This window comes from Rhodanobacter sp. C01 (assembly GCF_002001045.1).
In the GTDB taxonomy this organism is placed as follows: domain Bacteria; phylum Pseudomonadota; class Gammaproteobacteria; order Xanthomonadales; family Rhodanobacteraceae; genus Rhodanobacter.
In genome coordinates this window covers 533964-545592 of sequence record NZ_MUNR01000014.1, presented here as the reverse complement: position 1 = coordinate 545592, position 11629 = coordinate 533964, and the positions used below count along the sequence as shown (strand labels likewise).

Sequence of the window (11629 nt, the reverse complement as noted above, 5' to 3'; positions counted from 1 at the left end):
CAGTGGGGATGCAGGCACGGGCCGTAGCCGTTCAATTATCGCCGATGCCGTGCCATGCGAACAGTGCAGGCACCCCGCAAGGCGTTGAAAATACTCGTACGCTGCGTGGCAAAAAAGCGCATGACCCGCGCAATACCCAAGCGGTTGCCGCAGACTTTCACGTCCGGGCGACGCTGGCCCGACCGGCTTTCGTCAGGCGTGATCGTTGCAGCACGCCGCATCAGTGGTGGCGCCTGATTCCAGCTGATCGAGCAGATCCACCGCACGACGCAGATGCGGGATCACGATCGAGCCACCCACCACCAGCCCCACGCTGAACACCTCGAAGAACGCATCGCGTTCGACGCCGGCTTCCTTGCACTGTGCCACGTGGTAGCTGATGCAGTCATCGCAGCGCAGTACCAGCGAGGCGACCAGGCCAAGCATCTCCTTGGTCCTCACGTCCAGCGCACCGGCCTTGTAGGTTTGCGTGTCCAGCGCGAAGAAGCGCCGCACGACCTGGTTGTCCTCGGCCAGGATGCGCTCGTTCATGCGCTGGCGGAACGCGGTGAATTCGGCAAGCTTGTCGCTCATGCAACCTGCTCCAGCAATTGCGCCAGCTTGCCGCTGCGATCGGCCGCCACCAGCTCGTCATAGCCACCCACGAACTGGTCGTTGATGAAGATCTGCGGCACTGTGCGGTGTCCACCGCTACGCGCCAGCATGGCGTCGCGCTGAGCCGGATCCGTATCGACGCGCACCTCGTTCCACTCCAGTCCCTTGGACTTGAGCAGGTTCTTGGCGGCCACGCAGTACGGGCATACGGCGGTGGAATAGACCTCGATCTTCGACATCACGACAACTCCGCAACAGCAGGAAAAGACCACCCGAATATGGGGCGCGCCAGCCGGCAACTCAAGCACTGAACCCGTGCCGCCGCTTGCGGCACGCACTGAACCCACACTGCTTCCGGCGGTCACAGTGGTATTGTCGCCTACCCATGACCATGACACCACGACGCCCTGTACCGCGCCTGCTTGCGGCCCTGATTGCCGCCGCGCTGTGCTGTACCGCGAGCGCCCAGCAGGACGTGCGCCTGCCGGACCTGGGCAGTTCCGCGAACGCGCTGATCTCGCCGCAGGACGCGCAGGATTACGGCGATGCCATGCTGCGCCAGATGCGCGCGCTGGACATGGTGGTGGACGACCCGCTGCTGGACGATTATATCAACGACCTCGGTTTCCGGCTGGTCGCCAACAGCGACAAGCCGAAGGACCACTTCGCGTTCTTCATCGTGAAGGATCCCGAGATCAACGCGTTCGCCGCGCCCGGCGGCTATATCGGGGTGAACTCGGGACTCATCACGATCACCGACAACGAAAGCGAGCTGGCTGGCGTGATCGCCCACGAGATCGGCCATATCACGCAGAACCACCTGCAGCGCGCATTCGAGGACGCCAAGAAGGATGCGCCGCTGATGGCACTGGTGGTGCTGGGGGCGATCGCCGCCTCGGCGGCTGGCGGCGGCGATGCGCCGATGGCGGTACTGGCCGGCGGCCAGGGCCTGATCGCGCAGAAATCGATCAATTTCACCCGCCATGACGAGATCGAGGCCGATCGCGTCGGTATCCAGACGCTGGCCAATGCCGGCTACGACCCGAACGCGATGGCCGGCTTCTTCCAGCGCATGGAGGACGTGATGAGCACTGGTGCAGGCGGTGAGAACATCCCCGCCCTGTTGCAGGACCATCCGGTGACCACCGCGCGCATCAGCGACGCCAAGGCGCGCGCTGGTGCCCTGATCGCCGCCCAGAAGCAGCGTCCTTCGGGCGACATCACGGATCACGGCCAGTGGGAAAAAAGCACGGCGCCAATCCCCTTCGTCAAGAATCCTGCCGCCCTGGGCCAGGCACTGGCCGCGGCGGATCGCAGGGATACCTGGGCATTCATGCGCGAACGCGTCCGCGTGCTGGCGGGTGATGCGCCCAAGCTGGCCATCTCCTATGCATCGAGCCTGCAGAACGAACCGGGTTTCGACACCGTCGCAAATCGTTACGGCTATGCCCTGGCGCTCACCCGCAGCGGCCGCGGCACCCAGGCGATCGAACAACTGCAGCCGCTGCTGAAGTCGCGGCCGGACAACCTGATCCTGCGGCTTGCGCTGGCCGACGCCCACCTGCAGGCGGGCCAGCGTGCCGTTGCCATGGCCATCTACAGCGGCATCAATGCCCAGTCACCACGCAACCGTGCCGTGGCGCTGGCTTATGCCGAAGCGCTCACCAACGGCGGCGACACCACCCAGGCCAGTCAGGCGGCGGATCTGTTGCGTCCCCTGCTGAACAACGCCAGCGAGCCGGAGATCTACACCGCCTACGCCCGCGCCAGCGACAAGGCCGGCGACAAGATCCGCGCCGGCGAAGCCTTTGCCGACGCCAGCTACTACTCCGGCCGCCCGTTCGACGCCATGGAGCAGCTCAAGCGGCTACTGCAACGCGACGATCTGGACTATTACGCCCGGGTGCGTATCCAGGCACGCATCGCCGAACTGACTCCACTGGTACTCGAACTGCACAAGCGCAGGATCAGGACCGACGACCGCCCGGATGGCCAGCAGTGGCAGCAACCGGGAGCCTGCAGCGGACGGCTCTGCTTCGGCCTGGACGCCGGACCAGCCGCGGCCGGCCTGACGCATCCGTGACATCACGCTTGCATGGGTGTCATCGACGCGTAACATTAGTGCGCTGCAATATCTTCGTCACAAGCCACCGATGGACCACGGCGTGCACAAACGCATCCTGATCGTTGAAGACGAAGCATCGATACGCGAAATGATCGCCTTCGCCCTGCGCAAAGCCGGCATGGACGCGATGCAGGCCGCCGACGCCCGCGCCGCCCAGCTGGCCATTGCCGAGCAGGTACCCGACCTGATCCTGCTCGACTGGATGCTGCCCGGCACCAGCGGACTGGAGCTGGCACGGCGCCTGCGCAAGGAGGAACTCAGCCGCGAGATCCCGATCATCATGCTCACCGCGCGCGGCGAGGAGATGGATCGCGTCAACGGCCTGGAGGCCGGCGTCGATGATTACGTGGTGAAACCTTTCTCCACCCGCGAACTGATCGCGCGGATCAAGGCCGTGCTGCGGCGCAGCCAGGGCGACGACGGTTCTGGCATGGTCGAGCTGGGCAGGTTGCGCATCGACGGCCCGGCGCATCGGGTGTTCGCCGGCGACGAGGCGGTGCCGATCGGCCCCACCGAATATCGCCTGCTGTATTTCTTCATGACCCACCCCGAGCGCGTCTATTCACGCACGCAATTGCTCGATCACGTGTGGGGCGGCAGCGTCTACGTGGAAGAGCGCACCGTCGACGTGCATATCCGCCGCCTGCGCAAGACGCTGGAGCCGTGGAAGCTGGAAGACATGGTGCAGACCGTGCGCGGCACCGGTTACCGCTTCTCGCTGAGTGCCTGATCTGCGCAACAGGCTTGCGGTGGCACGGGCTTTTGCCGATGCTGGGTTCCCGTCACCGTGAGCCCACCGGCACCTCGTCCGCATGGCCCAAGCTGAGACAGCTCCGTGGAAACTGCCTGCCGCCCTCGTGGCGGCACTGGTCGTGGGCGGACTGCTGGGTTGGCTCGTGCATGGACACATCGCCAGCGGAATTGCCCTGGTCGCCATGGCGGAAGTCGTCTTGCTGCTGACCCGAATCCGTCATCAAGTGCAGCCCATCATGGCAGCACCGGCTTCCGCCAGCCCTCTCCAGCATGACCGTTTCATGACGCGTTCCCGCCGAATCGCCTCCAGCCTGCGCGACCTGCGCAATGCCGCCAGCCAGTTGCCCGACGCCGTGGTACTGCTGGATCAGGACCAGCATGTCCGCTGGTTCAATCACGCGGCCGAGGATCTGCTCGGACTGCGTCGACCGAAGGACCGTGGTGTCGTCCTGCAACAGCGACTGGCCACCTCGGATCTGTCCGACTGGCTGCGCGATGGCACCAGGGAACCGCTCAACGACGTGGCAGCTCCGGGCCACGCGAACAGCCAGCTCAACGTCAGCATGCTTCCGTTCGGACGCCGCCAGCAGCTGCTGCTGGCGCGCGACATCAGCCATCTGAACCGGCTCGAACAGGTCCGGCGCGACTTCGTGGCCAACGTGTCGCACGAGCTGCGTACACCGCTCACCGTGATCCATGGCTACCTCGAACTGATCGACCCGGAAGATGTCCCCGAGCTGGCACCGGTGCTTGGCGAGATGCGCGCGCAGTCGAAACGTATGGGCCAGATCGTCGAGGACCTGCTCGCCCTGTCCCGGCTGGAGACCCAGCACCAGATCGTCGACGAGCGCGTTCCGATGGCACCGCTGCTGGCCACCGTACGCAAGGAAGCCGAGGCGCTCAGCCAGGGACGCCACAAGATCACGCTCGAATCCACCGCCGAGGCGGATCTGCTCGGCTCACCGAAGGATCTGCACAGCGCGCTGTCGAACCTGGTCAGCAATGCCGTGCGCTATACCCCGACTGGCGGCAGCATCACCATCCGCTGGCAGCGCACGCCCGATGGTGCGGTGTACTCGGTCATCGACACCGGTTTCGGCATCCCGGCCACGCACCTGGCCCGGCTCACCGAACGCTTCTACCGGATTTCTTCCAGCCGCTCGCGCGACAGCGGCGGCACCGGGCTCGGATTGTCGATCGTGAAGCATGTGCTGAACCTGCATCAGGCACAGCTGCGTATCGAGAGTGCGCCCGGTGCTGGCTCGACGTTCACCTGCCATTTCGGTCACGCGCGGCTGCTGCCGCCGGACAGTGGTGACGAGAGCTGAACATCGTGGCGTTTCCTTGGCCTGCGCTTCAGAGCCTGCTCAATGTCTCCACGTGACCCGCGCCGGGAGCTGTTTGTGCGCAGGCCAAGGAAGAAGGAGGGAGTGGACGTCCGTCCACGACCGAGTGATGACGCTGGCATGTGTGCAAACAGACCCGGCCCATCGGGTTGCATTCGCCTGGGCGCCATGCGCCCGCGCGCAGCTTGAGCTACCGGCCAGGTAGCTGCTGCGCCACGTACGACCACCTGGCGCCCAGGCGAGTGCAACGCGAGCCACGTGGAGACATTGAACAGGCTCTTAAGCCAGAATGAACCATGCATCGCCCATCCCCTGCCTCGCCCAGCCAACCTGACCTGACCGCTCCAGGGCTTTACTTCAGCCGCGAACTGGCCGCGCTGGAATTCAATTTCCGCGTACTGGCGATGGCGCGCGACACGACCGTGCCATTGCTGGAGCGGCTGCGCTACCTGAGCATCGTGGCGAACAACCTCGACGAATTCTTCGAGGTGCGGGTGGCGATGCTCAAGCACCACCATGCCTACGGTTCGGCTGCGCCAGGGCCCGATGGCCTGCCTTCCGGCGAGCTGCTCGCACGCATTCGCAGCCGTGCGCTGGATCTGGTCGCCGCGCAATACGCCTGCTGGCAGGAACTTGGCCCGCAACTCGATGCCGAACGCATCCATGTGCTCAACCGCAAACGCTGGAATCCACGCCAGCGGCGCTGGCTGCAGGGCTATTTCGAGCATGAGGTGCTGCCGGTGCTGTCGCCGCTGGGGCTGGACCCGGCGCATCCGTTCCCGCGCATCCTCAACAAGACGCTGAACATCGCCGTGGTACTGAAGGGGCGCGACGCGTTCGGCCACGAGGGCCACATGGCGCTGGTACGCGCACCGCGTTCGCTGCCACGGATCATCCGCGTGCCCGCGGAGGTCAGCGGGCCGGGGGAGCATTTCGTCTTTCTGGCCGAGCTGCTGCAGGCCTTCGTCGACCTGATGTTTCCGGGCTTCAAGGTGGTCGGCTCGTACCAGTTCCGGGTCACCCGCAACAGCGAGCTGATCGTCGAGGAGGCCGAAGTCGAAAACCTGGCGCTCGCGCTCAGCGAAGAGCTGGTCGGCCGCGGCTATGCGCGGCCGGTACGACTGGAGATCGCCAACGATTGCCCGCAGGCGATCACCGCGATGCTGATCCAGAATTTCCAGCTTGAAGAATCGGACGTCTATCGCTGCGACGGTCCGGTCAACATCATCCGTGCAGGCCTGATCTACGACTGGCTGGACCGGCCCGAATTGAAGTTTCCGCGCTTCAATCCGCAGCTGCCGGCAGCGCTGGAAAGCGGCAAGAACAAGTTCGACCTGATCAGCCAGCGCGACGTGCTGCTGCACCACCCGTACCAGAGTTTCGCCGCGGTGATCGACCTGCTGCGCCAGGCCACTGCCGACCCGCAGGTGCTGGCGATCAAGCAGACGCTGTATCGCGCCGGCGAGGACACCCCGCTGGTCGACCTGCTGGTGGAAGCCGCGCGCCACGGCAAGGACGTGACCGTGGTGATCGAGCTGCGTGCACGCTTCGACGAGGAAGCCAACATCCGCCTGGCGACCCGCTTGCAGGAAGCTGGTGTGCAGGTGGTCTACGGCGTGGTCGGCTACAAGACCCACGCCAAGATGATGCTGATCGTGCGCCGCGAGGGCGAGGTGCTGCGTCGCTACGCCCACCTGTCCACCGGCAACTACCATCAGGTCAACAGCCGGATGTACACCGATATCGGCCTGATGACGGCCAACGAGGAGATCGGCGAGGATCTGCACAAGGTGTTCCAGCAGCTCTCCGGCCTCGGTCCACGGATCGAGCTCAAGCGCCTGCTGCACTCACCGTTCACCCTGTACACCGGCGTGATGGCGAAGATCGAACGCGAGACCGCGCATGCGCTGGCCGGCCGTCCCGCGCGCATCGTGGCCAAGCTCAATGCACTGAACGAAGCGCATGTGATCGAGGCACTGTACCGCGCCTCGCAGGCCGGCGTGGAGATCGACCTGATCGTGCGCGGCGCCTGCACCCTGCGGCCGGGCCTGTCGGGCATCTCCGAGCGCATCCGCGTGCGTTCGATCGTCGGCCGATTCCTCGAGCACAGCCGGGTGTACTGGTTCGCCAACGACGGCGAATCCGAGTTGTACTGTGCCAGTGCCGACTGGATGGAGCGCAACCTGATGCGGCGGATCGAGGTGGCCTTCCCCATCCTCGATCCCGAACTGGCGGCGCGCGTGTTCGAGGAAACCCTCGCCAACGGACTGGCCGACAACACCCAGGCGTGGCTGCTCGACTGCGACGGCCGCTATATCCGTGCGCAGCCCGGCGACAATCCGCCGTACAGCGCGCAGCTGGGCCTGCTCGAACGGTTCTGCCAATGATCCGGCCCACACTGACAGAGCCTTTCATCCATTTCACGCGTGCGTGCAAGAATCCGCACCTCGCAATCCCGGGAGTGTGGGCGTGAGTCCAGCCGAACAGACACCGATCCGCGATGGCGAGCTGATCGCCGCGGTGGACATGGGCTCGAACAGCTTCCACATGGTGGTGGCGCGCATGGAACACGGCGAACCGCGCGTGATCGATCGCCTGCGCGATACCGTGCGGATGGCCGCCGGCCTGCGCTCCGACGGCACCCTGGATGCCGAGCGGCGTGCCCGCGCGTTGAACTGCCTGGCCCGTTTCGGCCAACGCATCGCCGGCCTGCCGTCGATCCGCGTGCGCGCCGTGGCGACCAATACGGTGCGCCGGCTGGCATCCCCGCATGTATTCCTGACTGCCGCGGAAACCGCACTTGGCCATCCGATCGAGGTCGTGTCGGGTCGCGAGGAAGGCCGCCTGATCTTCCTCGGCGCTGCGCACGACCTGCCCGCTTCGCGTGAACCACGGCTGGTGATCGACGTCGGCGGTGGCAGTACCGAATTCATCATCGGTCGCGGCCTGGCACCGCTGCACACCGAAAGCGTGCAGGCCGGCTGCATCGCCTCGACCCTGCGCTTCTTCCCCGGCGGCAAGCTCAACCGCAAGCGCTGGCAACGCGCGCGCAGCGAGATCGGCGTGCTGCTGCAGCAGTTCGCCGAGGACTACCGCGAGTCAGGCTGGCAGGATGCCTTTGGTTCGTCCGGCACCGCCAAGTCGATCGGCGCGGTGGTACAGGCGATGAAGTTCTCCGATGATGGCATCACCCCGGCATCGCTTGCGTCGCTGCGCGACGTGCTGATCGAGCACGGCCAGGTCGACACGCTCAAGTTGCCCGGCCTGGCCGAGGATCGTGCACCGGTGATCGCCGGTGGCGTGGTGATCTTCGAGGCAGCGTTCGCCGCGCTCGGTATCGAGCGCATGCGCGTTTGCGAAAGCTCGATGCGCGAGGGCCTGCTATGGGACCTGCTCGGCCGTGCCGGTGGCAGCGACCCGCGTACCGCCAGCATCGATGCACTGGCTACCCGCTACGGCGTCGATCGTGCGCAGGCACGCCGGGTGGAGTCGACCGCATTGATGCTTTTCGACCAGGTCGCCAAGTCCTGGAAACTGGACGCCGATGCGCGCGAGTGGCTGTCGTGGGCATCGCGCGTGCACGAGATCGGCCTGGCCATCGCGCACAGCCAGCACCACCACCACGGCGCCTATATCCTGCGCCACGCCGACCTGGCCGGCTTCTCGCGGCAGGAACAGCAGCTGCTGGCCGCCGTGGTCGAAATGCACCGGCGCAAACCGGATCGGGCAGCGATCATGGCGTTGCCACAGCGCTATCGCCAGCTGGCACGCTACACCACCGCGCTGCTGCGCCTGGCGGTACTGTTCCGTCGCGCCCGCCGGGCCGAGTCGTTGCCGCCGATGCGTCTGGCCGCCAACAGCAAGTCCCTGCGGCTGAAACTGCCGATCGCCTGGCTGGAGCAGCACCCGCTCAGCGAGGCCGACTTGCAGCAGGAACAGGCGCCGATGGCCGAGTTGGGGCTGCGGCTGGAACTATCTGCCAGCTGATCGACGCGTCGCATTCCGAGCCATACCACGCCGCAGCCGCGTATCATGGCCGGATATCCAGACTGTCCGATGCCCATGCTCAAGTCCCTGCTCGCCACCCTCCTGCTGATCCTGCCGCTGACCCTCGCGGCACAAGCCATCAAGCCGGCCACCGCGTCGACGCCCCAGGTGCTGCTGCATACCTCGCAAGGCGACATCACGCTGGAACTGTATCCGGACAAGGCGCCGAAAAGCGTGGCCAATTTCCTGCAATACGTGCGCGACGGCTTCTACGACGGCACCTTGATGCACCGGGCGATTCCCGGCTATCTGCTGCAGGGCGGCCTGTATACACGCGACCTGCAGCCGAAACGCACGCGTCCAGCCATTGCCAGCGAGGCCGATAACGGCCTGTCCAACGTGCGCGGCACGGTAGCAGTCGCCCGCGGTGCCGACCCGAATTCCGGCACTGCACAGTTCTTCTTCAACCTGGTCGACAATCGCCGCCTCGATTTTGCCGGCAACCAGAGCGGCCTGACCTGGGGCTATGCCGTGTTCGGCAAGGTGATCAAGGGCATGGACGTGGTCGACAAGATCGCCGCCATGCCCACCCACGCACTTGGCCCGTTTGCCGGCGACGTACCCAATCCGCTGGTGCTGATCGAAAGCGCGCATGTGGTTGGCGAGGAGACACCGGCTGCAGCCGCCAGCGCAGGGACACCTGCTGCAACAGCACCCGCCACGGTCAAACCGGCGACCAAGATCGGCCGGAAACCCGCCAAGCCCAGCGACAACGGTTGATCGTCACGATGGCGACATTGTTCATCTCCGACCTGCACATGGATCCGGCCCGGCCACAGATCACCACCCTGTTCGAAAACTATCTGGCCGGCGACGAGGTCCGCCACGCGGATGCGCTGTATATCCTCGGTGATCTGGTCGAAGCCTGGATCGGCGACGATGACGACGCCGATCTGCCGCGGCGCATCGCCGATGCCACCCGTGCCGTGCGCGATGCCGGCGTGCCGGTGTACTTCATGGTCGGCAACCGCGACTTCCTGCTCGGCGAAGCATTCGCCCGGCGTGCCGGCATGACCCTGCTTGATGACGGCACCGTGCACGACGTCCAGGGTCAACACACCCTGCTGATGCATGGCGACGTGCTGTGCACCGACGACATCGCCTACCAGGCTGCGCGCCGGCAACTGCGCTCGCCCGCATGGCAGGCGCAGGTGCTGGCAATGCCGCTGGAGGCGCGCCGCGCACTCGCCGTCAGGGCACGCGAGGAAAGCCGCCAGCACACCGGCAGCACGATGGAAAGCATCATGGACGTGAATGCCGATGCAGTGACCGAGGCGATGCGTCAGGCCGGCGTGACACGGCTGATCCACGGGCATACGCACCGACCTGCCGTGCACGCGTTCGAGCTGGACGGCCGACCGGCCCAGCGCATCGTGCTCGGCGACTGGTACGAACATGGCTCGGTGTTGCGGGTAACCGCAGACGACGTAGATCTACGCGGACTGGCCGTCGTCTGAGCAAGCTGCGGGACCGGGTCGAATCGCGGCCGCAGCATCCGGTTACATCACGGTTACATCAGCAGCTTGCGCACCTTGAGCAGCGCGACGATGAACGCGTCGATTTCCTCGCGCGTGTTGTAGAACGCGAGCGAGGCACGCAGCGTGGCGGGTACGTCGTAGAACTGCATCAACGGATGTGCGCAATGGTGACCCGAGCGCACGGCGATGCCCTGCAGGTCGAGCAGAGTCGCCATGTCGGTGGCCTGCGCGCCGTCGAGCAGGAACGAGATCACCGGCTCCTTCTCCGGCGCCTCGCCGAAGATGCGCAGGCCAGGAATCTCGCGCAGACGCTCGGTCGCATAACCGAGCAGTTGCTGCTCCCACGCGTGAATCGCCTCGAAACCGATCGATTCGTAATAATCGATCGCCGCGGCCAGGCCGACGAAGCCGGCGATGTTCGGCGTGCCGGCCTCGAACTTGTGCGGCGGCGCGGCGAACGTGGTGCCGCTGAAACGCACCTCGCGGATCATCTCACCGCCACCGAAGAACGGCGGCATCGCCTCCAGGTGCTCGCGCTTCGCCCACAGCGCGCCGGTGCCGGTCGGCCCGAGCATCTTGTGGCCGGTGATCGCGTAGAAATCGCAGCCCAGCGCCTGCACGTCGACTGGCCGGTGCGGCACGGCTTGCGAGCCGTCGACCAGCAGCGCGATGCCGCGCTTCCTGCACTCACGTGCAATCTCGCGCACCGGATTGACCGTGCCAAGCACGTTCGAGACATGGGTGACGCAGGCCAGCTTCACCTCGGGCGTCAGCATCTCGAGGTACTTGTCGACGATCAGCTCGCCGCGCTCGTTGATCGGTGCTGCCTTGACCGTGGCGCCGCTGCGCGCGGCAACCAGCTGCCACGGCACGATGTTCGCGTGATGTTCCATCACCGTGGTGAGGATCGCATCACCCGCTTTCAGGCGTGGCAGTGCGTAGCTGTAGGCGACCAGGTTGATCGACTGGGTGGTGCCGGACGTGAGGATCAGCTCATTGCGCGACGGCGCATTGATGAAACGCGCCAGCTTGTCGCGCGCGCCCTCGTAACCGGCGGTGGCTTCCTCGCCAAGCTGATGCACCGCGCGCGCCACGTTGGCATTGCGTTCGCGGTAGTGCGCGTTCACTGCCTCGATCACCGACGCCGGCTTCTGGCTGGTATTGGCATTGTCGAGATACACCAGCGGCTTGCCATGCACGCTGCGCGACAGCAGCGGAAAGTCTGCGCGGATACGCTGGACGTCGAAGACTGTGGGAGTGCTGGCCGTGACGTTCATCAAGAGGGT

The 11629-nt window shown here is 65.6% G+C and carries 10 protein-coding genes; 7 read left to right on the top strand and 3 right to left on the bottom strand.

Features of this window, described 5'->3' with window-relative positions; translation table 11 throughout:
* Positions 1–192: 192 nt before the first annotated feature.
* Together B0E50_RS16650 and grxC are read right to left on the bottom strand one after the other, a co-directional pair.
* The gene (locus B0E50_RS16650; protein ID WP_077442425.1) at positions 193–573 is read right to left on the bottom strand and encodes a carboxymuconolactone decarboxylase family protein; all 381 of its coding nucleotides are present in this window, start codon (positions 571–573) and stop codon (positions 193–195) included.
* Entirely contained in the window at positions 570–833 is a 264-nt protein-coding gene (gene grxC, locus B0E50_RS16645; protein ID WP_077442424.1) for a glutaredoxin 3, read from the bottom strand. Before grxC ends, B0E50_RS16650 begins: the two co-directional genes overlap by 4 nt.
* A 146-nt stretch (positions 834–979) precedes the next feature.
* On the opposite strand from grxC, the gene B0E50_RS16640 reads away from it, so the two are divergent.
* The 7 genes from B0E50_RS16640 (at position 980) to B0E50_RS16610 (ending at position 10322) form a co-directional block, all read left to right on the top strand.
* Positions 980–2677: a M48 family metalloprotease gene (locus B0E50_RS16640; RefSeq protein ID WP_077442423.1), complete on the top strand. Its 1698-nt coding sequence runs from the start codon at positions 980–982 to the stop codon at positions 2675–2677.
* Positions 2678–2759: 82 nt separating this feature from the next.
* Positions 2760–3449, top strand: coding sequence for a phosphate regulon transcriptional regulator PhoB (gene phoB / locus B0E50_RS16635; RefSeq protein ID WP_077442663.1), 690 nt, complete (start codon positions 2760–2762; stop codon positions 3447–3449).
* A gap of 259 nt (positions 3450–3708) precedes the next feature.
* On the top strand, positions 3709–4800 hold the full coding sequence (phoR, locus tag B0E50_RS16630; RefSeq protein WP_254427349.1) for a phosphate regulon sensor histidine kinase PhoR: 1092 nt from the start codon (positions 3709–3711) through the stop codon (positions 4798–4800).
* A 314-nt stretch (positions 4801–5114) separates the two neighbouring features.
* Positions 5115–7205, top strand: coding sequence for a polyphosphate kinase 1 (ppk1, locus tag B0E50_RS16625; RefSeq protein ID WP_077442421.1), 2091 nt, complete (start codon positions 5115–5117; stop codon positions 7203–7205).
* Between the two features lie 82 nt (positions 7206–7287).
* On the top strand, positions 7288–8805 hold the full coding sequence (locus tag B0E50_RS16620; protein WP_077442662.1) for a Ppx/GppA phosphatase family protein: 1518 nt from the start codon (positions 7288–7290) through the stop codon (positions 8803–8805).
* A 75-nt stretch (positions 8806–8880) separates the two neighbouring features.
* Complete coding sequence (locus tag B0E50_RS16615; RefSeq protein ID WP_077442420.1) at positions 8881–9585, top strand: peptidylprolyl isomerase; 705 nt, start codon at positions 8881–8883, stop codon at positions 9583–9585.
* 8 nt (positions 9586–9593) lie between these two features.
* Positions 9594–10322 (top strand): UDP-2,3-diacylglucosamine diphosphatase, encoded by a 729-nt coding sequence (locus B0E50_RS16610; RefSeq protein ID WP_077442661.1) that lies wholly within the window; start codon positions 9594–9596, stop codon positions 10320–10322.
* Positions 10323–10375: 53 nt separating this feature from the next.
* Here B0E50_RS16610 and B0E50_RS16605 read toward each other — a convergent pair whose 3' ends face one another.
* The gene (locus B0E50_RS16605) at positions 10376–11620 is read right to left on the bottom strand and encodes a cysteine desulfurase (protein ID WP_077442419.1); all 1245 of its coding nucleotides are present in this window, start codon (positions 11618–11620) and stop codon (positions 10376–10378) included.
* Between the last annotated feature and the right edge of the window lie 9 nt (positions 11621–11629).

Coding starts and splice junctions, on each gene's coding strand:
- grxC (WP_077442424.1), bottom strand. CDS start 833: ATGTCGAAGATCGAGGTCTATTCCACCGCCGTATGCCCGTACTGCGTG.
- B0E50_RS16605 (WP_077442419.1), bottom strand. CDS start 11,620: ATGAACGTCACGGCCAGCACTCCCACAGTCTTCGACGTCCAGCGTATC.
- phoR (WP_254427349.1), top strand. CDS start 3,709: ATGGCAGCACCGGCTTCCGCCAGCCCTCTCCAGCATGACCGTTTCATG.
- B0E50_RS16640 (WP_077442423.1), top strand. CDS start 980: ATGACCATGACACCACGACGCCCTGTACCGCGCCTGCTTGCGGCCCTG.
- B0E50_RS16615 (WP_077442420.1), top strand. CDS start 8,881: ATGCTCAAGTCCCTGCTCGCCACCCTCCTGCTGATCCTGCCGCTGACC.
- B0E50_RS16610 (WP_077442661.1), top strand. CDS start 9,594: ATGGCGACATTGTTCATCTCCGACCTGCACATGGATCCGGCCCGGCCA.
- ppk1 (WP_077442421.1), top strand. CDS start 5,115: ATGCATCGCCCATCCCCTGCCTCGCCCAGCCAACCTGACCTGACCGCT.
- B0E50_RS16650 (WP_077442425.1), bottom strand. CDS start 573: ATGAGCGACAAGCTTGCCGAATTCACCGCGTTCCGCCAGCGCATGAAC.